Annotated in this window: 21 protein-coding genes; 14 read left to right on the top strand and 7 right to left on the bottom strand. The window is 54.1% G+C overall.

The annotated features are described in order from the left end of the window. Positions 1-18 precede the first annotated feature (18 nt). The gene (locus ACFE7X_RS05745) at positions 19-279 is read left to right on the top strand and encodes a hypothetical protein (RefSeq protein WP_375434709.1); all 261 of its coding nucleotides are present in this window, start codon (positions 19-21) and stop codon (positions 277-279) included. Between the two features lie 24 nt (positions 280-303). Further along, entirely contained in the window at positions 304-1,650 is a 1,347-nt protein-coding gene (locus ACFE7X_RS05740; protein WP_375434708.1) for an NAD(P)/FAD-dependent oxidoreductase, read from the top strand. 18 nt (positions 1,651-1,668) lie between these two features. Here ACFE7X_RS05740 and ACFE7X_RS05735 read toward each other — a convergent pair whose 3' ends face one another. The 3 genes from ACFE7X_RS05735 to ACFE7X_RS05725 all read right to left on the bottom strand — a co-directional run bounded on the left by ACFE7X_RS05735 (position 1,669) and on the right by ACFE7X_RS05725 (position 4,620). Beyond that, complete coding sequence (locus ACFE7X_RS05735) at positions 1,669-2,628, bottom strand: cation diffusion facilitator family transporter (RefSeq protein WP_375434707.1); 960 nt, start codon at positions 2,626-2,628, stop codon at positions 1,669-1,671. A 241-nt stretch (positions 2,629-2,869) separates the two neighbouring features. Further along, a complete protein-coding gene (locus ACFE7X_RS05730; protein WP_375434721.1) occupies positions 2,870-3,349 on the bottom strand; it encodes a phosphoheptose isomerase in 480 nt (159 codons plus the stop codon). Between the two features lie 185 nt (positions 3,350-3,534). Beyond that, the gene (locus tag ACFE7X_RS05725; RefSeq protein WP_375434706.1) at positions 3,535-4,620 is read right to left on the bottom strand and encodes an ATP-binding protein; all 1,086 of its coding nucleotides are present in this window, start codon (positions 4,618-4,620) and stop codon (positions 3,535-3,537) included. A 630-nt stretch (positions 4,621-5,250) separates the two neighbouring features. Here ACFE7X_RS05725 and ACFE7X_RS05720 point away from each other — a divergent pair. After that, positions 5,251-5,895: a DNA-binding response regulator gene (locus ACFE7X_RS05720; protein WP_375434705.1), complete on the top strand. Its 645-nt coding sequence runs from the start codon at positions 5,251-5,253 to the stop codon at positions 5,893-5,895. 326 nt (positions 5,896-6,221) lie between these two features. Here ACFE7X_RS05720 and ACFE7X_RS05715 read toward each other — a convergent pair whose 3' ends face one another. Then, entirely contained in the window at positions 6,222-6,650 is a 429-nt protein-coding gene (locus ACFE7X_RS05715; RefSeq protein ID WP_375434704.1) for a carboxypeptidase-like regulatory domain-containing protein, read from the bottom strand. Positions 6,651-7,095: 445 nt separating this feature from the next. Further along, positions 7,096-8,007, bottom strand: a complete 912-nt coding sequence (locus ACFE7X_RS05710) for a bestrophin family protein (RefSeq protein WP_375434703.1) — start codon at positions 8,005-8,007, stop codon at positions 7,096-7,098. Positions 8,008-8,422: 415 nt separating this feature from the next. On the opposite strand from ACFE7X_RS05710, the gene ACFE7X_RS05705 reads away from it, so the two are divergent. The 6 genes from ACFE7X_RS05705 (at position 8,423) to ACFE7X_RS05680 (ending at position 15,058) form a co-directional block, all read left to right on the top strand. Then, positions 8,423-9,361, top strand: a complete 939-nt coding sequence (locus ACFE7X_RS05705; RefSeq protein ID WP_375434702.1) for an SMP-30/gluconolactonase/LRE family protein — start codon at positions 8,423-8,425, stop codon at positions 9,359-9,361. Between the two features lie 135 nt (positions 9,362-9,496). Beyond that, positions 9,497-10,792, top strand: coding sequence for a hypothetical protein (locus ACFE7X_RS05700; protein WP_375434701.1), 1,296 nt, complete (start codon positions 9,497-9,499; stop codon positions 10,790-10,792). 77 nt (positions 10,793-10,869) lie between these two features. Further along, the gene (locus tag ACFE7X_RS05695) at positions 10,870-11,274 is read left to right on the top strand and encodes a hypothetical protein (RefSeq protein ID WP_375434700.1); all 405 of its coding nucleotides are present in this window, start codon (positions 10,870-10,872) and stop codon (positions 11,272-11,274) included. A 2-nt stretch (positions 11,275-11,276) separates the two neighbouring features. Then, the gene (locus ACFE7X_RS05690; RefSeq protein WP_375434699.1) at positions 11,277-12,497 is read left to right on the top strand and encodes a hypothetical protein; all 1,221 of its coding nucleotides are present in this window, start codon (positions 11,277-11,279) and stop codon (positions 12,495-12,497) included. Positions 12,498-12,655: 158 nt separating this feature from the next. After that, positions 12,656-13,042, top strand: coding sequence for a hypothetical protein (locus tag ACFE7X_RS05685; RefSeq protein ID WP_375434698.1), 387 nt, complete (start codon positions 12,656-12,658; stop codon positions 13,040-13,042). Between the two features lie 363 nt (positions 13,043-13,405). Further along, positions 13,406-15,058, top strand: coding sequence for a Na+/H+ antiporter (locus tag ACFE7X_RS05680; RefSeq protein WP_375434697.1), 1,653 nt, complete (start codon positions 13,406-13,408; stop codon positions 15,056-15,058). A gap of 94 nt (positions 15,059-15,152) precedes the next feature. Here the strand turns inward: ACFE7X_RS05680 and ettA are convergent, their stop codons facing one another. Continuing rightward, positions 15,153-16,820, bottom strand: coding sequence for an energy-dependent translational throttle protein EttA (ettA, locus tag ACFE7X_RS05675; RefSeq protein WP_375434696.1), 1,668 nt, complete (start codon positions 16,818-16,820; stop codon positions 15,153-15,155). 448 nt (positions 16,821-17,268) lie between these two features. Here ettA and ACFE7X_RS05670 point away from each other — a divergent pair, with 448 nt between their 5' ends. The 5 genes from ACFE7X_RS05670 (at position 17,269) to ACFE7X_RS05650 (ending at position 22,517) form a co-directional block, all read left to right on the top strand. Beyond that, positions 17,269-18,567: a DUF349 domain-containing protein gene (locus ACFE7X_RS05670; RefSeq protein ID WP_375434695.1), complete on the top strand. Its 1,299-nt coding sequence runs from the start codon at positions 17,269-17,271 to the stop codon at positions 18,565-18,567. A 143-nt stretch (positions 18,568-18,710) separates the two neighbouring features. Next, entirely contained in the window at positions 18,711-18,932 is a 222-nt protein-coding gene (locus ACFE7X_RS05665) for a DUF2795 domain-containing protein (protein ID WP_022821757.1), read from the top strand. Positions 18,933-18,995: 63 nt separating this feature from the next. Then, positions 18,996-19,742 carry an ABC transporter ATP-binding protein gene (locus tag ACFE7X_RS05660; RefSeq protein ID WP_375434694.1) on the top strand — a complete coding sequence of 249 codons (747 nt, stop codon included), beginning with the start codon at positions 18,996-18,998 and terminating at the stop codon, positions 19,740-19,742. A gap of 374 nt (positions 19,743-20,116) precedes the next feature. Beyond that, positions 20,117-20,566 carry a BLUF domain-containing protein gene (locus ACFE7X_RS05655; protein WP_375434693.1) on the top strand — a complete coding sequence of 150 codons (450 nt, stop codon included), beginning with the start codon at positions 20,117-20,119 and terminating at the stop codon, positions 20,564-20,566. Positions 20,567-20,651: 85 nt separating this feature from the next. Further along, on the top strand, positions 20,652-22,517 hold the full coding sequence (locus tag ACFE7X_RS05650) for a PAS domain-containing protein (RefSeq protein ID WP_375434692.1): 1,866 nt from the start codon (positions 20,652-20,654) through the stop codon (positions 22,515-22,517). A 94-nt stretch (positions 22,518-22,611) separates the two neighbouring features. Here the strand turns inward: ACFE7X_RS05650 and ACFE7X_RS05645 are convergent, their stop codons facing one another. Then, positions 22,612-23,790 (bottom strand): lycopene cyclase family protein, encoded by a 1,179-nt coding sequence (locus tag ACFE7X_RS05645; RefSeq protein WP_375434691.1) that lies wholly within the window; start codon positions 23,788-23,790, stop codon positions 22,612-22,614. Positions 23,791-23,830 lie beyond the last annotated feature (40 nt).

The raw sequence follows: 23,830 nt of genomic DNA, 5'->3' as shown, positions 1-23,830 counted from the left end.
ACGAAACCTGCGCAGTCGGTGGCTATCGTAAGCGCTGAAATCCGCTGGCAAAAACAGAAAGTTGAGCTTGCCGAAACGCAAAGCTTTCCGCTAGTTGCCTTTCTTGGGCCACTTCTTGAAGACAAATTTCCGAGGGCGTTAACTTACCGGTTGCGTGGTGCAGCAGCAAAACCAAGGCTGCTCAACTGGCTGGCACAATGTTTCGTGACTCCGAGAAACACCTGGCCGCTAGCAGTATGGAAGAAACTGCTCGTCGCTTTAAAACAACCATTCTGCTAGCTGTTAAGTATGGAGTAGCAACTAATGCGTAGCTCAATGGAAGAACTAGCCAAAATAGAACACGTTGGCAAACCCCGGGTGGTAATTGTGGGGGGCGGTTTCGGCGGCCTGGAGTTAGCAAAAGCCTTGCGCGACACCAACGTGCAAGTAGTGCTGGTCGACAAGCAGAACTACCACACGTTTCAGCCCTTGATGTACCAAGTGGCCACGGCCGGCCTGGAAGCAGCCGATATTATCTCACCGTTTCGCAAGATTTTAAAAGACCAGACCAATCTTAGTTTCCGCATGGCCGAGGTGCTGCACGTCGATACCGCTACGCACACCCTGAAAACCTCGATTGGCCTGATTCCTTACGACCACCTCGTTATCGCTACCGGCGCCACTACCAACTATTTCGGTGACGAAGAAATGGCGCGTAACTCCGTGGCCATCAAAAGCGTGGAGGACGCCGTAGAGCTTCGCAACACGGTGCTTTCCAACTTCGAAAAGGCCTTACAGGTCGGGGACCGGGAGCAACTCAATAGCCTGCTCGACTTCGTGATTGTGGGCGGTGGCCCTACCGGTGTGGAAGTGGCCGGCGCGTTGAGTGAGTTGCGCAAACACATTTTCCCCAAGGATTATCGCGAAATCGACTTTCGGGAAATGGACATCTGCCTGATTCAGAGTGGCGATTCGCTGCTCAAAGGCATGTCCAAGGAAGCCTCGCAAAAGGCGCTGGAATTTCTTCAGAAATTCGGGGTGAAGGTGATGCTCGACCGGCGAGTGAAATCCTACGATGGCTACACCGTTACGCTCAATACCGGCGAGCAACTGATTACGCGCACCCTGATTTGGGCAGCGGGCGTGGCGGGCGCGCCCATCGAGGGCATCCGGCCGGAAAGCCTCCGCAAAGGTAACCGCTACGAAGTGGATAGTTACAACCACGTCGTTGGTTACACCAACATCTACGCCATCGGCGATATTGCCGCCATGGTCACCGAACAATACCCGGAAGGCCATCCTATGGTAGCGCAGCCCGCTATCCAACAAGGCAAGTTGCTCGGCGAGAACCTAGCGCGCCAGCTAGCCGGCGAACCTATGCTCCCTTTCCACTACCACGACCAAGGCGCCATGGCCACCATCGGCCGCAACCACGCCGTAGCCGATCTTAAGCTGGTTGGTAAAGAATGGAAGACTCAGGGCTTCTTGGCTTGGGCGATGTGGGTGTTTGTGCACCTGATTGCTTTGGTTGGCTTCCGCAACCGCTTTGCGGTGTTCATGAACTGGACTTCCAGCTACTTCAGCCAGGAGCGCGGCTCGCGCTTCATTCTGGGCAAACGACGCGAACCAGTACCCACCGAAAACCCGGCCGCCAGCAAAGTAGCCGTGTAACAAGTTGCAATGCACAACTCAGCCGTTGCGGGCTGGTTGCCGCACGAAGCAGGGCTCCACAAACACGTGCCGAACATCGGGGTAGCGGTTCTTGACGGTCGTTTCAAGCCGGCCAACAGCCTCGGTGAGTTGCACGGCCGTTAGGGTGGGGTGAAACTCGATGCGCAATACCAATAGAATTTCGTGCGGACTCAAGTACGTTGAAAGCGACGTATCGGTAGCCGCCACGGCGGCATCAGCACCAACTAAAGTGCTTACTTCTTGTAGCAAGGAAGCTTCGGCGGGCTCACCCAGCAACAAGCTTTTGTTTTCGCGCAGCAGCAGGCCCGCTACTACCAACAGGATTACGCCGATGAGCAACGACGCAACACCGTCAAGGGCAGGCGCATTGAAATAATGGCTCAAGAACACGCCCAAAAATGCCACTATCAAGCCAAGTAAATCGGCAGCATCTTCGAAGAGCACTACGAAAGTAGACGGGTCTTTGCTGCTGCGGAAAGCTCGCCAGAAGCTGCGCCCGTGCCGTTGGGCGTTGAAGGTGCGGCGGGCTACCAGAAAGGAAGCGCCATCGAAGAGGAAGGCCAGCCCCAGCACCACGTAGTTCCAAGTGGGTTCTCCCATACGGGCTGGGTTGCGCAGGTGCTCGATGCCTTCGTATAGGGAAATGCCGCCCCCGATTGCGAAAATGCAGATCGAAACGATAAACGACCAGAAGTACAGTTCTTTACCGTAGCCGAACGGCCGCCCCTCGTGGGCCGGCCGTTGGCTTTTGCGCAGCCCCAACAGCAACAGCCATTCATTGGCCGTATCCACTACGGAGTGAATGCCTTCGGCCAGCATGGCGGAACTACCCGTGAAGCCGGCCGCTACAAATTTGATGATGGCAATAGCCAGATTAGCCGCCAGAGCCGCTACAATGGCAACTTTAGAGGAAGGCGGTTCGGTAGTGGTAGCAGCAGGAACAAGCGCGTTGGACACGAAACAGTAGGAAAGCAGGAAACCACAATCGGGGGCGGCCGCCCCGCGTCAGGCTACTACGGCTTCTGCCGCGCCAAAGGTGCCGCCTAGGTGGTTCAAAAATACTTCTGGCGTCTTCTTAGGGGCCGGCTTCAGGCACCCTACTAAAGCGTCATGCCGAGCTTGCGGAAGTATCCAACCCATATGGGGGACTACTCCGTAAGCTCGGCATGGCGCTTTGCAATACGTTAGGAAGCTCTTTCTAGCGGCCGAAATCGTCTTGCACACGCACAATATCGTTCTCATCGGAAGGGTTCGAGGCGTCAGTGTGTTGCCATATTTCGGCTAGCACACCCCACGAGTCGAGGCCAACGAGGCGGTGCCGCTCGCCCTGCTCAAGCGTGATTAGCTCGCCGGGCTCGTAAATTCTGAGTTCTCCTTCTTCGTCGGTGTCGCTCGTCACTACGCCAACGGGGCCTTGCAGCACCTTCCATACTTCGGCGCGCCGGTGGTGATATTGCCACGACAACCGCTTTTGCGGGGCCACAATCAGAATTTTGGGGCTAAGCTTCCCCGAAATTCGCAGATCCTCTACGGGCAATCCTTCGAAGTACGTATCGGCAAAGGCGGGAGCCTGCGTCTCGTCAATCACGAAGAAACCACCCCACGGCCGGGTCTGGTCCTGCTTGTCGATGGAGAAACCTAACCGCGTAAGTCGTTCCTCCATGTCCTTAAACAGCATCTGCTTTTGATTTTCGCTACTCATACTCCGATGAAAGTGTGGTGGTGAAGGGGCTATTGCGCCAGTCGTATTATTCTTGTGAGCTTCAAAAGTACGTATCCTGAGGGATTAAGGGTTCTGTATTCTGCATTCCAGCCGGGTGGCCCCCGGTGTTGATTCCAACGTTTTCACGAATACTCCCGCTCTCACAATCCCTTCGGCAATTCGATATAGAAGGTGGTGCCGTGGCCTTCTTCGCTTTCAAACCAAATACGTCCTTGGTGCAGCAACACAATGGTGTGGACAATGGACATGCCCAGCCCCGTGCTTTTCTCGCCGCGTAGGCCAGGGCGGCGGGCTCTGGTAAACTTGTCGAACAGCCCGTCCTGCAAATCAGCCGGAATCCCGATTCCGTCGTCGGCCACCGTTACCAACACATGGTCGGGGTTTTCGTGCAGGCCCACCCGAATATGGCCGCCCGCCGGGGTAAATTTGATGGCATTGCCCACTAAATTGTTGAGCACTTGCAGAAACTTGTTTTCGTCGATGCTGGCGTAAATAGAGGGGGCCGACGTTTCCAGCGTGAACTTTAGGGCCAGCGTTAGCTCGGTGCGGCAGTAATTGTCGACCATGATGCCTACCCGCTCCACCAAGTTTACCCGCTCGCGCTTCAACTCTACGCTCGACGACTCCAGAAATTCGTTGTCTACAAAATCATGAATCAAATCTATGCTCTCGGAGCAGGTGGTGGTAATGATGCGCAATAATTCGTGCAGGTGCGGGTCGGGGTGCGCTTGTAGCTGCTGGTGTAGCTGCCCGGTCAGGTTGTGCATCAGTTGCAGCGGTCCCGCCAAGTCGTGCGAAAGAATTTCAAGCGTGGAGTTCTTCTTGGTATTAAATTTTTCGGCGTTTTGGTGATACGCTTTCTCAACGGTGATATCATCAATGAAACCTGACACGCTAGGCGAGCTATCAGCGGGCCGATACAAAGAGGCACGCACACAAAGCCACTGCACTTCCTCGTTGGGCCCGAGCAACCGCAACTCTACATTCTCGCGCAGAAGCCCAGTGCAAAGGCGGGCGAAGCAGTCGGCGGCGTACTCTTGGTCGTCGGGGTGCAGACGCGCCAGCAGGGCGGGCAATTCCTCGTTTACTTGCTTCCGATGACCGTTCCACATCTGCTCATAAGCGGCATTTACATACGTAATGCGCTGGCTTGGTAGGTCGTAGACAAAGAAAACAGAAGGAATTTCCTCTACCAGATGCTGAAATTGAACGACGGGGTCGGGCATTGCAGCCAGGATTGAAAATGAATGAAAAGCGGAAGTCCTGCTGAAGCCTACCAGCCCTCAGACAAATGAGACCTCCCTAGGGAAGTTATATTGTTCGGCACCAAAAGCGAACCTGCCGCCCCTCTACGCTAAGCGCCATAGGAAGTTGGAATATAGTGTGGCTTAAGTAAACAAATATTTATCTGTTGCGGGTATTTTATTTTGCGGGCGCCGCCCGGCAAGCCGTCGGTTACTTCAGAGCGGCGCTCTTCAATGCACCGCTCATTGCGGTAAGGTTGGTTGCCGAAGTACGTGAGCGGCGGAAGAATGAGGTTGGCTTCGATGTCGATGAAAGGCGTGCGTGGTGTACCTCTAGACGCTAACCCGTACCGACTTGGGCAGTGGCAAAGAACTCCTAATAGCTTAACTAAACTATATTAATCTATCCAATATTTACTTATAATATACCTAGAACTAGGTATTGACATAGCCTTCTGCATCTACTAGTTTCGAATATCCGCTCTGGCAGTTATTCGGCGCAAGCTTGGTTCTGCCTTCATCTACCACCCTATTGTATAGTTACCGCTCCCTGACTGCCCATTAGCAGTTGCCCTCTTGTGCTGTTATTTCTACCCTCTTTCCGCCAAACCTATGCTTTCCACCACTCATTTCTGCACGGCAAATGTGCTCGTGGCTGCCTCCCCTTCTTTGCAGCGCCAAGGTTTGCTCGCTACCCTGCACGACCAATGGCCACTTCTTTCGTGTAGCGTCACGGCTGATACCAGTCAGCTACCGATGCTTGTCCGCAAGCAATCGTACGCCCTTATTGTACTAGACAGTACCCTCAACGGTCTTCCCCTATCGGAACTGCTCCGGCAGATCCGCAGCATCCGCAGTTGCCAGCCTTTGCTTGTGCTAACCGGTCCGCGCCTAACGCCTATTCAACGGCAACAGTTGCTGCAAGCCGGAACGGTAACCTTGCTCCCGCATAATGTGGCGCCAACGGCGCTGCTGGCTACTATTACGCCCTTTGTGAGTGGGGCCATGAGCTGGACGTTGCCTCCTTCTGTTACACCCACCCGCATTGCCCCACCTACGCCCTTCAGCAACCGCGAAGTGGAAGTGCTGCGGCTGGTAGTGGCCGACCTCTGCAACCAGGAAATAGCCGATAAGCTGTGTTTAAGCGTGCGCACCGTGGAAAGCCACCGCCGGGCTCTGCTGCAAAAGACAGGTGCCAAAACGCTCGTAGGCTTAGTGGTGCAAGCCGTTCGCGAAGGCTGGGTGGGCGTAGCGTAAGATTGCGTAGTGGCACGGCTCATAACCTTGGGCCTGCCACTTTAAAAGTGTTCCGTTCTGCTTGCTCTGCGCTAGCCAAACCCTTGCCTTTGCTGATCAAGCTTCGTTGACCTTCGTCTTTCCTTTTCCCTAAAGTTTGCCTACGGATACTGCTTCTCAAACTGGGTTTCCAACGTACAAGCAGGTCCTAGAGAAAGGAAACAGGCCAATGATTTGCCATCGACCTGCGCTCTACAGCAGGCGCTTTTTCCGTGGGCACTACTGCCCTACGGTTTAAGAGCGGCTTAGCTTTATCCCTTCTACACTAATTCTATTCTATACTTGGCTTACCACTTAACCTTGCCCGTGATGGTGGTTTTTTTGATGCGACCGTCGCGCTTGAAACGAGTGCCGGGAGCTAAGCGCAAAGCCACATCGGGAGGAATGCAAGTATTTAAGGCAAATTCCTCGGTCTCGTAGCCTACTGCACTGATTTTCAGACGGGCAGGACGCGGAAGCGGTTTCTTGGATGTGACAATATACCGGCCCTCGGAGTTGGTGCTGTATGCGTCATTGATGCCCTGCACTTGCACAGTAGCCCCAGTTAGAGGCTGGAAATTTTCGTCGGTCACTAAACCAGTCAAAGACAGGCAGCCGGGTGGGGGCGCAGGTTGCGCAACTGAGTCAGCGGGCGCAGTAGTCGATTGCTGCGCCAAGGCGGTGCCCGATATAGCTGATAAAAACAAGCAGAAAAGAAAGGGGAAAAGACGCTGCATAAAATGAAAAGTATAGACGAATACAACTTAATCAAGCAAAGTAAGCTACCAATGTTTTGATCATCAACCAAAGAATGCAAAATATTACACGGATTTCGTGTTTATAAAGCATTTTCGTAATCACTATATCCTATAAGTATAACTTTATAACTTATTGGTCATATATGATTCTTATGCCATTACATAGCAGATTCAGTAAGAAGCTAAATCTGTGCCACCAATGCTATCATTGACTCATCTAAGTACTATCCCGCTTGCCAACACCACGGCAGGCGTCGGCGCAAGCGCATATAATTGAATAGGATACTACTGGAAGTGCTGCTTGGAATGAACAGATTTATGTAGAAACTCATTAGCGGCTAGCTTATCCGCCTGCTACTGGGTTCCACCCTCTCAGATGTAGGCAGCACCTCCCCTACTCGGGTTGTCCAGCAGGTATTGAGCTCTACATTAAGTAGAAGGCCTCAGGTGCCATTGGGCTCGGAATTTCTTTTTCGTCGAGCAGTTGCTTCAGATTTATTTCAACGGTGCGGGCTATAGCCGAAACAGGCGTGTCGGTAGGACGGTTGCGGAATGGGTCTTGCAGGTAGGTAGCCGTTTTTTCGAGCAGAAAGAACGAAGAAGCAAAAATCAACAGAATCGGTAGCTCAAGCAAGCCAATGGTTTCCACCAGAGCCAGCGACAACACGATGAGAAACAGGTAGATAAAAAAGTGAATAAATATCCGGTAAGTGACCGGAAATACGGTGCTGTTGATGCGCTCAGCTTTGCCCATGGAGTCGCAGAGCCGGACCAAAGTGTTATCGAGTTGGATGTGCTCGTAGGAATCAAGAGCCTGCTGCCGGCGCAAGATCTTCAGATCTTCCGTGTGCAAAGCCAGTAAGGCCAAAGGCTTGTTGTTGTGCTTCCGCAGGTAAGATAGTTCGTTGGCCGATACATACTTCTCAAGATTGGCCAAGGGATTTTGCCCGCGCAAGGATTGACCTAAGCTATAGCACCACGCAATTTGCCGGTGCCCAATTCTGCGGATAGCTTCCTGCACTGCATCGTAGCCCAGCAAATCGTCTTCCAGGAAGCCCTTCAATTGCAGTACCAAGGAACGAGAATCGTTGACGATGGCGCCCCAGACCTTGCGCGCTTCCCACCACCGGTCGTACGACTGATTGATTTTGAAAGCTAGGATCAGAGAAATAGCGCTACCCAAAATGGTAGGCAGCAAGCCCGGCACGAGGGGTAAATACTCGGCAAAGAACCACTCAAGCAGCTGGAAGAGAACCGAGAAGAGAAACACTCTGGCGATGTCAAAGCGAATCTGTTTGAAGATGTATTTGAAAGGAATTCTTTTTTCCGTGAGCATAGGAATCAAAACAACATGTTTGACAAGACTAGCCATTTACTCTTACGGCACATCCTACCTGTTTTGTTTGCTTGAAAGTATGAGTAGCTCTTATAACCTAGGTAGCAGCTTGTAGTTCACTGTTGACTACAATTAATATTATTTTAATTCTATTTCCTGCTCTTGACAGCGGGCTTTCCGCTACTGTCAGCAGTGTGACATCGGATTTGGATGCAGTTTCCGTGGGTTGTCAACAGGCAGGTTATTCATCTAGCGGAAAAGCGTAGCAATAGACTCAAGCATAGCTTCGCAGATAATGGAGCCACAAGGAATACTGCCCTGCTGATTTAAATACGTTTGAGCCGTTCCAACCAGACGAGCAGCACGGCGTATTGCTAAATTCCTTGTACTACTGCGCTACGCATTTCTCTTCCTTATGAGTTCGTTTCCTTTCCGCCCCAGCTTGTTGCTTGCCAGCCTTACGGCCACTACCGGCCTTACTTTTGTTGTTTCTGCCGCACTGGCGCAAAACAATCCAACTAGTGGCCTCGTGGCCGGCGACGCTACTCCGAAGTTGGTGGCGCGGCAGTTCAAGTTCACGGAAGGCCCGGCCGTGGATAAAGCCGGCAACGTGTTTTTCACCGATCAGCCCAACAACAAAATCTGGAAGTACAGCACCGACGGTGAACTCAGCGTCTTCCTCGACAAAGCTGGTCGGGCCAATGGCCTCTACTTCGATAAGCAAGGCAACCTGCTCGCCTGCGCCGACGAGTCAAACCAACTCTGGTCGATAGCACCGGACGGCAAAGTGACGGTACTCCTGCAAGAGGTGCAAGGCCACCGCTTTAATGGTCCCAACGACCTCTGGATTCACCCGACCAGCCAGGCCATCTACTTCACCGACCCCTACTACCAGCGCGACTACTGGACCCGCACCGCGCCTGATCCTACCCTCGGTGGCCAGAAACTGTATTACCTGCCCAAAGGCCAGCAGCAACCCCTAGTAGCCGACGACCAACTGCAACAACCCAACGGCATCATTGGTACGCCCGACGGCAAGCAGCTTTACGTGGCCGACATCAAAGCCAACAAAACCTACCGTTACCAGATTGGCGCTGATGGCAAGCTTGCCAACCGCCAACTTTTCGTAGCGCAAGGCTCCGACGGCATGACCATCGATAACCAAGGCAACGTGTACCTCACCGGCAAAGGCGTTACCGTTTACAACCCCACCGGCCAGCAAATTCAGCACATTGAAGTGCCCGCTGAGTGGACCGGCAACGTCTGCTTCGGCGGCAAAGACCGAAAGACGTTGTTTATCACGGCTTCGGAGGCAGTGTTCGTGCTGCCCATGCAGGTGAAGGGGGTGTGGTAGGAGGTTGAGGAAGGTCGGAGCGGAATGGCTTGTACACGAATGTAGAGCCACTTAAAACTCAGTGGTAGCACGGAATACAAACAACTTCAGCAAGCAGACTTTTGAGAAGCACTTATAAATTCTCATTGACCTGCTATGTTCGACCATCCACTATTCGATACGCTTATTGCCCTTATTACACTGTATCTGCTTTTCAGCCAGTTGACGCTTTCCTTAGTGGAGCTGCCCGCTGGCTTCCTGAACACGCGTGGCAGTTACTTATACAACAGATTACGGGAAGCACTCGGGCCGGATATTCACGACAAGTTTTATAAGGCGGCTAGTATCCAGTCTATTGCATCGCCGAAGACAGAGAAAACCCTGACGTTTGGGGGATTGGTGAAGCTGCACCCCGCCTACATCAGCGAAACCTTATTCGCGCAGACTATTACAGCGTGCGTAATTGGGCCGGCGCCTGCTGCCGGCCTGACGCCAATTGCGCAGTTCAAGGCGGGTCTGGATACCCTTATTTCTGAAGCATCCGCTGATACGGCTCCAACAGGTTCTAAGGAGGCCGATACATCGGCTTCTAGATCTGAAAAACCTGCTCCGACAACGCCTCCCCCCAACCCTAACGCCAATTTCACAGGGACGCTCCAAACCCTCTATACCAATGCCATCAGCGTGGGCAGTACTGCGGAGGACCAGAGCAAAGCGTTGCACCAGAACCTAGAACACTGGTTTCACGATTTCGGGGAGCGGCTAACCGGGCGCTACAAGCGCGATAACCGCAAGTATCTTTTCGGTATGGGCTTGCTGGTAGCCTTGCTGGCTGATGTAGACACGGTACGGCTGGCGCGTTTCCTGGCCGACTCCAACAACGCCAAGGCCCGCACGGCGCTAGTAGCAACAGGCGTGACAGCAACGCAAGGAGCCCGACCTACTAGCCTTGATTACGACTTGAACAATGCCACACAGGCAGCGGAGTACGAGAAGCGGGAGCGGGAATGGAGTACGGCGCTAAAAACGGCAAACACTGAATTAAAAAACACCCTAGCCGCCGTTCCGCAGGTAGGCTTGCCGCTAGGATTTCTGAGGTGGAACAACACCGATGTTGTTCGAAGTGATACCACCACTCACTTAGACAAAGTCACCGGTAAAAGGACTTATGCGAAGCCCGGCCTCTACTCGTGGGCTCTAACTGCCGACGACTACAAGATGCCGCCATACGCTCGGCGGTGGAAGCTGGACGAGAAAACGGGACACTCCCAACTGCTTGGCGCCTCCTTTTTTCTCCTCCCTATCAGTCTTTGGAGCATGATAGGAAGCTGGCTGCTTACCGCGCTTGCCATGATGCTGGGCGCCCCGTTCTGGTTTGATACGCTGTGCCGCTTTGTCAACATCCGCAACGTGGGCATCAAGCCCGCCCCGACTGATAAGACCAGCACGTAAGGCCAATTTTGCTTGCGTATCGACCTGATGCAGTGTGCAATTAGATTTCCTTTTCACGAACTCACTCTATCCGCTCTATGGAACGTGCTTATAACATCAACTCCGACAATAAGGATGTAACGGTTGCGGTAGCAGTGGGCACTATTGCGCCCGTCAAATCGGCTATCTTTTTGAAGCGGGAGGGTGGACAGGCCACGCCTATTGCAAACTCCGGAGCAAAGGAATCAGGCAATATTCCGTCCGTTAGCATTGGAGCGGGCAAAACGCTGAACAATGCCCGACTGGCTATTCGGGTAGCTCTTGAAATGGGAGCTTTTACGGAGAAAGAACGGAAGAATGCGCTTAGCAGCTTGTTCGTTTCCTACACTTTAACTGGCGGACCAGCCGGACAGCAAGTGTTTAATTACGATACGGATGATGTAGAGCCACTTGACGACGACAACTCCTTGGTGTTCGTAATCAAACGCATCAATCTGGTATAGAAATGAAAAATCTACGCAACCTAAAACTGGCGGGCTGTTGTCTACTGGGGGAGTTGGCCGCAATTTCAGCTTTTGCCCAAGGGCGAGACAGTCTTAAACTACAAGACCTTACCGTACCTGTTTCGCCGGCATTCGCAGTGCTCGATGAAACTCCGACCACGATTGACCGTCCTCAGACAGCCCGCGCACTGGCCGCCGGCATCTTCAATTCTATCAGTCAAAACACTAGCTTCCCTAACAGTTACGCCGCAGAATTTACGCCCTTTTGGTTCACCAAACACGCGAAGATGAACATCTTCAACTACTTCGGCACGAATGCGGCAGGAACGCAGCAGAATTCTTCACCTCTGGCGCGCGCCTCCATTTCTGTGGCATTCGTCAACAAACAGCCGGCAGCAGGGACTGCCAGCACTAGTGCCAACACCAGCTCTTTCTCGTATGGGGGGCGGGCAACCGTATTCAAGGTTGTAAGCGTGAAGGCAGTCGAAGAGTTGACCGCAGCCCACGCTGAATCTATTGTGGCGCTGGACACAGTATTGGCCCGGTTCGACAAAGCCTACCCGGACGCCCTATTTGCCGAAAAAGCAACCCGGCAGCGGTATTACAAAGAGTTTTACCCTACTCAACGAAACTACTTGCAGCAGTCCAGAAACAGATTGCGCGAGGCGTTGAGCCAAAGGCCGGTTTTCCAAATTGATGGTGCTTTTGCCCACAGCACGCTTTTCCCAGACAACACTTATGCTAACCGGCGCAGTGGACGGACTGGCTTGTGGGCTACTGTCGCCTATTCTAAGAGACTTACCCTAAACCGTTTTCCTGTCCCAGCACTCAACCAAGAAGCTACTAGCTCGTCTTCTTACCACCTAAATATTTATGGTATTGTCCGAAAAATCTGGGACCAAACCCTACCCGATACCACGGAGGTGGGAAGATATATCAAGGTGGAAAATTTTGATGCTGGCGGCAAAATCGAGCTGGAATTTTCCAGTTTGGCCGTTAGCTACGAAGCAGTAGTAAGGACTGTAACCGGCGCTGACCGCAGCAAGAATATCAACGCCCGCGACTCCTGGCGCTCGGTTGGTAACATTCGCTATCGACTCTCAAACAATACGGCTATAACTGGTGCTTTTGGCCGCAACTATGGCAGACGCGCAAACTTACTGTTCGTTCTTGGCATTAACTGGCTGATTAGCAACGGAAACGAGAGTGTGACATTAGAATGATAGCGCTTAAGGTTCCTTTGTGGTACGCTGAACCAGATAACACAGAGCTAGTCAGTCCTCATTTACAAAAGCGCCCTAATCTGTCAACTACCTCACTTACACCACGTATAGCTAAAGCCTATTCCGCTTTTCCTACTATCCTTTTAACCACCCTACTCATGGAGCAGAACGAGCATAACCGCACCCAGGCCCAAATAGCCAACGACGGCACCGATACTCCTCGCGTCGAAAATGCGCACGGCGTGGCTGGCCAGCAGCAAGGTGCCGCTACCCAAACGCCCGACAAGCCCAACGACACGAGTGGCCGCCATGGTGGTAACCACGGCAACGATGATGGCCAAACCACTCGTGACGCCCGTGGCAGCAGCCACCGCGGCGACGAGCCCAATGCAGAATCCAATAATACCGGCGGCGGCTCCGACAACGAGCGTAAAAACCAAACCAAGAACACCACCGCCGACCGTTCAGACTATGGCACCGGCAACGCAGCCCCTAGCGCCGCCAACGACGGTGGCACAATCGGCGACGCCGACAATCCAGCATAAATACAGTTCCTGCCTGCCCTAGTCGCACAGGTAATATGTTCAACAGGAACAAGGCCTTCTAGTGTATACTGGAAGGCTTTGTTTTTATTAAATAGCTGTATGTAGCTGTCTTATTTGTGTGCTGAACAGCAGTGAATCTCACAAGCAAAGCTGATTCTGCTAGTTTATGAAGATGACCTTACTAAAGCGTGGTATAGTCATTTAAAGCAATTGCTTGTGCTCGAAACGGCGCTCTGTGTAGCAACTGCTTAGGGTTCGGTCAAGGCAGTAGAAGGTGACGGCAAAATTATTTCCGGAAGTGAAGCTTAATTTCACTCATAGACTTTCTACTGAGGAGCGGCTACCTTCCGGCTGTGGTCCGCTATGGATCATTCCGCTTTAGTTCTTCTGCCGATGCACGACAATACGCTGCACGAAACTGTCTTACTGGTCCTGGGTCTTCTGTTTGCCATGCTGCTGCTGGTTATGCTGAGCCAGAAGCTGCGTATTTCTTATCCCATCTTTCTGGTGCTGGCCGGCTTAGCCCTTAGTTTCGTGCCGGGCCTACCGGTAATCACCATAGATCCGAACTTAATTTTCCTGATTTTCCTGCCGCCGTTGCTCTACCAAGCGGCCTGGGACACTTCGTGGCGGGATTTCTGGCGATGGCGGCGCCCTATTGCGCTGCTGGCTTTCGGGCTGGTGTTCTTTACGTCTACCCTTGTGGCCTATGTATCCAGGGCCATGATTCCGGGCTTTACGCTGTCGATGGGGTTTTTGCTGGGTGGCATCATCTCCCCGCCCGATGCGGTAGCGGCCACCTCCGTACTAAAGGGCATCAAGGTGCCGCGCCGGGTAACGAGCATCCTGGAAGGCGAAAGCCTGATCAACGATGCCAGCAGCTTGATTGTGTTTCGGTTCGCCCTGGCAGCCGTTGTATCAGGCACTTTTGTGTGGCAAGAGGCGGCTACTAGTTTTCTGCTGGCCAGTGGCATGGGCTTGGCAATTGGCGTGGCAGTAGCGCACCTGTTCTACCTGATTCACCGCTACTTTCCCACAACGCCCAGCATCAACACGGTGCTCACCTTTATTGCGCCGTACGTGATGTACCTGCTGGCCGAGGAATTTCATTTCTCGGGGGTACTGGCTGTGGTGAGTGGCGGGTTGCTGTTGTCGTTTCATTCGCATCGAGTATTTGATGCTGACACTCGCCTGCAAGCCAGTAGCGTCTGGAGTAGCGTGGGCTTTGTGCTCAACGGACTAGTTTTCATTCTGATAGGCTTGGAGCTACCCGTGGTGGTGCAAGGCCTAGATGGCTATTCCATCCAGCAGGCCATTACGTATGGGCTCACCATCAGCGTCATCGTCATCCTGATCCGACTAGTGTGGATGTATCCGGCCGCTTTTGTACCACGCTGGTTGTTTCGCAGCATCCGTACCTCCGAAACGAGTCCGGGTTGGCAAGGCACTCTGATTTTGGGGTGGGCCGGAATGCGGGGCGTGGTGTCGTTGGCTTCGGCGCTGTCGGTGCCGTTGCTGCTAAGCAACGGTGAGGCCTTTCCGCAGCGCAACCTCATTCTATTTATCACCTTCGTGGTTATCCTTGTCACGCTGGTATTTCAGGGCCTCACGCTGCCCGCCATCATTCGCTTTACCAAGGTGGCAGAAATGGAAGAACGCATACCACCCGAAGAGCAGGAAGCCGGTATCCGGCTCCGCCTGCGCCGCGTAGCGCTTGCCCATCTGGCCAATACTTATGAGGCCGACATCCGAGACAACGAGCTGATCAGTGCCCTTCAGCACCGCATGCAGGCCGAAGCCCAACGCACAGGTACCCTGCTCGAATCCCTCGACTACGACGAAACCAAGCGCTTGGCCTTGCAACGCTACCACGCGGTGCTGCTCGATGTGCTGCAAGTGCAGCGAGAAGAGTTGTTTGCCTTGCGCCGCGAGGATGTGTTTGAAGAGGAAATGCTGCGCCACCAGGAAGCTCAACTTGATTTGGACGAGTCGAAAATCAATCACATGCCGCATTAAGCAAAAGAAACTAGCGCTGGATACCAAACCGCAGCAACACAAAACGAGCCGCTGGAAGCATTTCCGGCGGCTCGTTTTGTGTTGCTGTTACTAGTTATCCCAGCTTTTTGTAGCGTACCCGCTTGGGCTCCACATCACCGAGGCGCTTCTTCTTGGCTTCCTCGTAGTCCGAGAAGTTGCCTTCAAACCACACCACTTCCGAGTTGCCCTCGAAGGCCAGAATGTGGGTGGCCAGGCGGTCAAGGAACCACCGGTCGTGGCTGATGATAACGGCGCAACCGGCGAAGTTTTCCAGCGCGTCTTCCAGGGCCCGAATGGCATTGACATCCAGGTCGTTGGTCGGCTCGTCGAGCAGCAGCAGGTTGGCGCCTTGCTTGAGCGTGGTAGCCAGGTTCACGCGGTTTTTCTCGCCGCCCGAGAGCATGGCCACCTTCTTTTCCTGGTCGCCGCCGCGGAAGTTGAAGTTGCTCACAAAGGCCCGTGAGTTTACGGGCCGGCCCGCTAGCAGCATTGTTTCGGTGCCCCCCGAAATGGTTTCGAATACTGACTTGGTAGGGTCCAGACTTTCGTGCTGCTGATCCACGTAGGCGGCTTGCACGGTGGGGCCAACCACAAAGCTGCCGGCATCGGGCGCCATCTGGCCCGTGATAAGGCGGAAAAGCGTGGTTTTGCCGGCACCGTTCGGCCCGATGATGCCCACGATACCGCCTTGTGGCAGGTTGAAGCTCAGGTTTTCGAACAGCAGCTTGTCGCCGAACGCCTTGGTCAGGCCTTCCGCTTCAATTACCTGGCCACCGAGGCGCGGGCCGTCGGGGATGAACAACTCCAGCTTTTGCTCTTTCTCCCGGGCATCTTCGTTCACCATCTTGTCGTAGCCGGCAATACGCGCCTTGCTCTTGGCTTGGCGGGCTTTGGGGGCCATACGAACCCATTCCAGCTCGCGCTGCAAAGTTTTCTGGCGCTTGCTCTCGGTTTTCTCTTCCTGCGCCAAGCGGTTCGACTTCTGCTCCAGCCAACTGCTGTAGTTGCCTTTCCACGGAATGCCTTCGCCCCGGTCTAGCTCCAGAATCCAACCGGCCACGTTGTCGAGGAAGTACCGGTCGTGGGTTACGGCAATGACGGTGCCTTTGTATTGCTGCAAGTGTTGCTCCAGCCACAGCACGCTTTCGGCGTCGAGGTGGTTGGTCGGCTCGTCGAGCAGCAGTACGTCGGGCTCTTGCAACAGCAGGCGGCAGAGGGCTACGCGACGCTTCTCCCCACCCGAGAGGTTGCCGATAATGGCATCGGCATCGGGCGTGCGTAGCGCGTCCATGGCGCGCTCCAACTTACTGTCGAGGTTCCAGGCATCCAGCTGATCCAGACGCTCTTGCACGGTGCCTTGGCGCTCCAGCAGCTTGTCGAAGTCGGCATCTTCGGCCCCGAAGGCTTCGTTGATTTCGTCGAACTCCTTGAGCAGCGCCACGGTTTCGGCCACGCCTTCCTGCACCACTTCCATCACGGTTTTGGTGGGGTCAAGTTGCGGCTCCTGCTCTAAGTAGCCCACCGAGTAACCCGGCGAAAACACCACGTCGCCCTGAATCTGCTTGTCGACGCCGGCAATGATTTTCAGCAAACTCGACTTACCGGAACCGTTGAGGCCAAGTACCCCAATTTTAGCGCCGTAGAAGAACGAGAGGTAGATATTTTTAAGAACCTGTTTTTGGGGTGGGTAAACCTTGCTTACCCCCGCCATGGAGAAGATAATGGTGGGTTGGTCGCTCATGCAGAAAGGAGTTGGAATAAGTCATAAGCATCAGCGCATACCGAAAAGTTAGCTAGGCTGCTTATGCGAAAGTGACGTGTGGATTGTTGGTTTTCAGGAGTGAGCTATCCGCGGGTAGCCAGGCGGCCAGTAGGCCCCTGCCAATTGCCAGCTAATAAATCATACCTGATGTGGGCGCCTGATTTTCAAAATTGCTATTTTTAAGAGGGTTGGCACCCTGCGGCAAGAGTCCGCTCAACCTTCCGAACCGGGCTTACGTTCGGCTAAACGGGTATTTTGCAACGGCTAGGGTTGTCAAAGGTAACCAGCCGCCGCTTGGTTTGCCACCTATGCGGAATGCGGCATATATTGCAACAAGACGTAAACTTGCACATCTTTCGATTTTAGGTATTACTACCGCGCTCTTTCATCCCACCACCACCGATTCGCCTTCGCGTTATTTGAGTTTATGGAACAACAAGACCACCTGCTGGCAGAAGCCCGCCGCTACGGCTACATTGAGGGCGACGAGGTGTGGCTCAAACCATTTATGAATCTGCCGGCCCGCAAAGTAGGGCAAGTGAAAGAATCGGCTGATGCTTCCCTGCTATATTTTGCTAACCGCTTCGAGCTTTTCCGAGGCAAAGTAGAAGATCTGCTGCAGAAAATCGAAGAATCCGAGAACAAGGGCTCGTTTTTGATGAAGGCCTTGCACCTCAAAGAGCAAGTAGCTAACTACGACGCCCTCGGCGACTTCGAGAGCTTGCACCGCCGCCTTACCGAGGCCGAAGAGGCCATTAAGGTAACGGTAGCCCGCAACCGCGAGAAAAACTTAGCTACCAAAATCAGCCTTATTCAGCAGGTAGAAGCCCTGCACAACGCCCTCGATTGGGCCACTGCCGGCGACGAATTGCAAGAGCTACGGCAGGCTTGGATCAAGACCGGTCCCGTGGACAAGCAGCTTACCGACGAGCTGGAAAACCGGTTCCGGGTGGCGGCCGACGAGTTTTTTGTGCGGCGCAAGGCCTTCCAGAACGAGAAGAAGGCCATGACCAACCGGGCCGCCGACCAGTTCCGGAGCTTGATCCGGCAGTCGGAGGGCCTACAAAATTCCACTGATTTCGAAGGCACCACGGCCAAGCTCAAAAAGCTACAGCAAGACTGGAAAGAAGTGGGCGGCTCCTTGCCCCGCAAGCAAGCCAACGACCTCTGGACGCAGTTCCGCGCCGCGCACAATCACTTCTTCGAGCGCCTGAAGGTGCATATCGAAAGCAAGCGCAACGAGTCCAAGGACAGTTCTACTGATGACAACCTAAGCCGCAAGCGCGCCTTGGTAGCCGAGGCGGTAGAGCTGCTCAACCGGCCGATGTCGGAGGCGGTGGCCCGCGCCAAAGAGTTACAGGCCGCCTGGAAAAAGGTGGGCCCCGTCCGCGGGCCGGAATCGGATCGGGTGTGGGAGCAATTTATTCTGGCTTGCGACCGGGTGTTCGAGCTAAGTGCGTTGGAGCACTTTATCCGCAAGCGGCCCGAAAATGCCACGGCTAGGCCCGAAGAACAAGTGAATATGCGGGTACAAGCCCTGCGCGACTTCATCAAGTACGACCAACAAGAGCAGTTAACCTTGGAAGAAAACCTAGGCAAGCTCAGCTCTGCTCCTGCCAACGATGCGTTCCGGCAGATGCTGCAAGGCAAAATCCGCGCATTTGAACGAAAAATTCGCACTAAAAACGACCTAATTGAGATGTTGCGCCAACGCTTAGTTGCGTAGCCCAACCTTCGCGGCTATCTTACGTTGCTGCCAACTACAACAAGACCATCCGGGCCACGTTGTCAGTTAAAATGCCTCGGCCGGATTTTTGATGGCCGATAGTACCTTTCTTTTGACCACCTTTTTAAGTACCCCACACGCTTATGTATTGGACGCTGGAACTCGCTTCGTACCTGGAAGATGCTCCCTGGCCCGCCACCAAGGATGAACTCATTGATTATTCTATCCGCTCGGGTGCGCCCATGGAGGTAGTAGAAAACCTGCAGGCTCTGGAAGACGACGGCCAGCCCTACGAGAGCATCGAAGAAGTATGGCCGGATTATCCGACCAAGGAAGACTTCATGTTCAACGAAGACGAATACTAGTAGTTGGTATGCAGTACTGAGTAGTTAGATAGATGGATTGCTTTGCATCCCGTTCGCAGCAGTATGGTTGATATCTCATTACCGGATACCAACTACTCGTTACTCATTGAAAATCTGGTTGCGGGGTATGAACGACGCGTTCTGCTCCGCAACCTTTTTTTAAAGGTGCCCACGTCCTCCTTTGTGGCTATTGTGGGCCATAATGGTTGTGGCAAAACCACCTTGTTTCGAGCCCTGACCAAGCAACTACCCTACGAGGGTGACATTTGGCTGGCTGGCCATACGTTGCGTTCAATCCGGCGACCAGCAGCGGAAGGCTTGCTGGCTTATCTGCCCCAACGCACCACGGTGGGCTTTCCGATTCGGGTGCGTGAGCTAGTGGTGATGGGCCGCTACCGTCAGCACGGCCTGTTTAGCACCTATTCCACTGTTGATTACCAGATGGCCGATGCCGCGCTAACTCGTGTCGGAGCCGCTCATTTAGCTGAGCAGGACTTCACGTTGCTCTCGGGCGGAGAGCAACAACTCGTATGGCTAGCGCAGCTTAGCCTGCAAGACGCGCCCCTCTATCTTCTCGACGAACCCACCCAGCAGCTCGACGTGTATTACCGCCGCCGCGTCTTCGATTTGATGCAGGTCTGGGTGGTTGAGCACCACAAAACCGTCCTCTGCATCACCCACGACCTCGACAATCTGCTGGCCTTGTCAGGCTACTTGCTGAACTTGTCGCACCCCCAGCCGCACCTAGAGGCGTTGACTACCGATACGGTGCGAGCCGCCAAAGAATTTTTGGAAGCTTCGCCGGTGTAAAGCAGTATTATGGCCCCACTTCAAAGCCCGTACAACCATCGTGCTGGTAAGCAAGTCACTCTTTGTGTTTTACAGTAATGTTTCAACCTTGGATTCTTTGCTCTCGATTGGCCTCCCCGTTTAGCTATCCAAGCACGAGCCTATAGCCGCCACAGCAACAGTAGCCCGTTAACACCAATCAATACCAGTAATAAGCTTGTTTCGGAAGTTCTCTTCGTTGGTTCTAAGTTTATTGCTTTTCAACACACCAGAATTCTCTTCAGCCCAAGGTTGACAGCCGTCCTAGCTTCTACCCGCCTTGCTGACGAGCATCCATCTAGCTGGTGAATTTCCGTACATACCCGTGGGGCAGCAAGCTCCACCGTTCATCTCGCATGATTCACATTATCTACATCAGCCGGGCCGTGCATCCGCTCTCCGACCAAGACTTGCAGGCCCTGTTAAGCCAATGCCGCCGCGACAACGCGCAGCACAACGTGACGGGTGTGTTGTTTTACAGCCACGGCAACATCGCGCAACTCATTGAAGGAGAGCCAGAAATATTAGAGCCATTGTTCGAGAAAATCTCCCGTGATGGTCGTCACTCCAATGTTGTAAAGCTCGTGAGTAAGCTAATCAGTGTGCGGAGCTTCCCGGATTGGTCGATGGCTTTTCACCCTTTGGAACCGGTAGGATTTGAAACCTTACAAGGTTTCTGGCGACCTAATTATATGCCCTCGGCCCCTATTTCCCTTACTATTGCTGACGCCACGTTGCTTGATTTGATCCGGCTAGCTGTATTCGGGGCCGACGCCTCTATCCCCTCAGCCCTACCAAACGAGTAAATGCCGTTACTTGCCGCCGCTTTATTCTTGCCTTGCATCAACCGCTGGTGGGAGTGGGCCCTCTTTGTATTTCCAATTACCACTTATGCGTGAGCAGCAACTGCAGGACATTCTTCGGCATATGCCGGCCGGTGTCGCTACTCTGCAAGGTCCCGAGTTGCGGTACGGTTTTGTGAACGAAGCTATGCAAGCTGTTCTGGGCGCATCTGTTACGGAAGGGCAGTCCGTAGCCGAGCAACCCGTCACGTTACCAGCTGATCTACTGGAAGTAATGCGGCAAGTATACCACCGCGGGCAGCCGTATGTAGCCAAGGCCTACCGGCTGCCTCTCCCAAGCGCACACGGCAAACCTGCGCATGCCCGCTATTTCGATATTGCGCTCGAACCCGTGCGCGAAGGTGGAGGGCCAGTAAGTGGCTTGCTGCTGTTCGCCGTTGATGTGACAGGGCAGGAAGAGGCTCGCCAACGGACCCACGAATTAGCCATTGAAACCCGTCGCTTGGATACGCGCCTGCGGGTGTTAACGGAAACTGTACCCCAGATAACTTTCAGCGTTGATGCCAAAGGCAATTACGAGTACGTAAGTCCGCAGTGGCACTATTTTACGGGTCAGCCCCCCACCGCCGACCTTAACGCCATGTGGCCGCTGCTCATCCATCCCGACGACAGACTGCGGATATTATACCAAACCGATGCCGCCCGAACTGCTGGCACTGGCTGGAGCTACGAATACCGGCTGCGTCGCCACGATGGCCAATACCGCTGGGTGCTGAGCCGGGCCCTGCCCGAGTTGCATGCCCCCGATAAGCCCGTATTTTGGCACGGTGCCCTCACCGAAATTCACGATCAGCGCGAGCTAGCCGAAGCGCTTCGCCGCGGCGAAGCCGAGTTACGGTTTCTGGCTGACAGCATTCCGGAGCTTATCTGGACGGCTACCGCCGAAGGATTTGTAGACTACTACAACCAATATTCCGAGGAATATTCTGGCCTGCCAAGCCAAGACTTGGGGCCGACCGGCTGGATCAGCTTGCTGGACCCTAGTGAGCAAGCCGGCGCCGCTCGTCGGTGGGTGCACAGCATAGCCACTGGCGAGCCGTACGAAGGCTTGTATCGAATGCGCCGGCACGACGGGCGCTACCGTTGGCACATCATCCGGGCCCGCCAGCTAACCGATGCGCGGGGCCTGCGCTGGTTTGGCGCCTGCACCGACGTAGACGACCAGCACCGCTTGCGTGAAGTGCTGCAAACCCAGTACGACGAACTGGCCCGCACCAACCGCGACCTGGATACGTTCGTGTACACGGCCTCCCACGACCTCAAGCAGCCCCTACTCAACCTGCGTGGCCTATTCGATGAGCTACGCCGCAGCGCCTCGTTCAATGATCCGCAGGAAGGTCAAATCTTAACCATGGTGGACGAGGCACTACGCCAGCTCGATCTTACGCTGCAAGACTTGGCTGCCACCGTGCAAGACCAGCGCGGCCTCTCCGCGCCCACCGAGTCGCTGGATTTGCGCAGCGTAGCCGATGAGGTACTACTAGGATTGCGGGCGCAGATGCTGGAGTCAGAGGCGAAAGTTGAGTTGAGCTTCGAGGCTGCTCCCACGCTAACGTACGGCCGGGCTAATCTTCGCTCTGTGCTGCACAACCTGCTCAGCAACGCCCTTAAATTCGCTCACCCCGACCGCTCACCACGCGTCACGGTAAAGAGTAGTCTTTCCGCTACCAACCAGCCCGTACTTACGGTGCAAGACAACGGCTTAGGCATGACGTTGCCGGACACGCCAACTCCAGTCTTTCAACCCTTTGCGCGCCAACATCCTCATGTGGCAGGAGCCGGTGTCGGCATCTATCTGGTGCAGCGCATTATTACCAGTCGGGGCGGGCACTTAGAGGTGACCAGCATAGTAGGCCAAGGCACAACATTTGCCGTGTACTGGTTTGATGCATAAAAACACTGAAACGCCCTGGCAATTTCGCCTTGTTGCATAAAAGTAAGAGGCTCCCAGACAAGCCGCAAGACCACAACACAATGTAGTATAATAGTTACTTCTCCACTCTTCGTCCTGGCCGGCCGCGTAACACGTGTGCAATAGACCGCAGAAACGGCCCCGGCGTCACGGAGTTTAGAACTTGCAGATTTTCCCAGTTAGAAGTGCGCTCATCCAGAAAATCGAAGAGTCGCTCCGGGGTATTATAAGTGAATAGCTCGGTGAAAATGTGGCGGGTCTGTTCTCCTTGGCGCTGCATAATGTCGAGGAGCAGAGTATCGAAAAAGCTGAACTGCCACTGGTCGCCGGTGGGGTCGGCGGGGGGCTGGCCGGTGGCAGCCAGTGCGCGGACAAGGTGGGCCGAATGCGCGTGTATCCGCTTGAAGGCGTAGCCTGTGCTCGGTTTAGCCCGGCCGGCTCGGGTGCCAAGGTTGACGATGTGGCGGCCCACAGTTGTAGGCAAGGGATGGTCAGTCATGGGAATTGCGCCCACTTCCTCGGCTTCAATCCGGAAATCCGTAACCCCTAACTCGCGCAGATAGTCCCGCATAGCCTTTTCATACTCTGCCTTGGGCAACACTTCGGCCGAGAATAGCGTGTATTCTACCAATGCCCGCCGCTTACTGAAGGGCAACACATACATGAACCGGGCTTCGTGCTGTTGCTCGCCGCGGAAATCCATGAACTCCACTGTCTTCGGATTAAAGACATCTTGGGCAGCTTCCACCTCCCACCCCACAAAATGCTGAAGCAAGTAGCGATACTTGTCGGGGCGCTTCTGGAAGTGCGGCGGGCGGCTATCGAAGGCATAGCGAGCCGTGAAGGTTCCGGCACTGGTTTGCGCTACTATGCCCGTAGAGGTATTCTCGAGCGTTTCTACGGTGCCCTGCACACGCACTATTTGCGGCGCAGCAGTCAGCGCCTGCCCCACAAAATTATAGAAGTCGAGCCCTCTGATCATTTTGTAGCGGTGCCGTGCCAACTTGAAAACCTGTTCAAACTGCGGACTTCTGAACGCTAGCTGTTCCCATTCATGCGCTACTATAGAATCGAACGGCGTAGGCGCATCAGTCCAAAACGACCAGGTCCGGTCGTTCTGGTTTTTCGCTTCTGGCTCTATCACCAGCACACGCTTGTCAGCTAGACGTGGCTCTTGGCTGATGTAATAAGCCAAGCTAAGTCCTGCCGCGCCGCCGCCCGCTATCAAATAATCGTATTCAAAAGTTGCTGCCACAGTGAGTAACCGCTTAAACAAAGTAGTTGTTACAAGTTAG

The sequence above is a fragment of the uncultured Hymenobacter sp. genome, assembly GCF_964242765.1.
Lineage (GTDB): Bacteria > Bacteroidota > Bacteroidia > Cytophagales > Hymenobacteraceae > Hymenobacter.
Note: the sequence above shows the minus strand (reverse complement) of the source record. Positions and strands in the feature narration are given on the sequence as shown.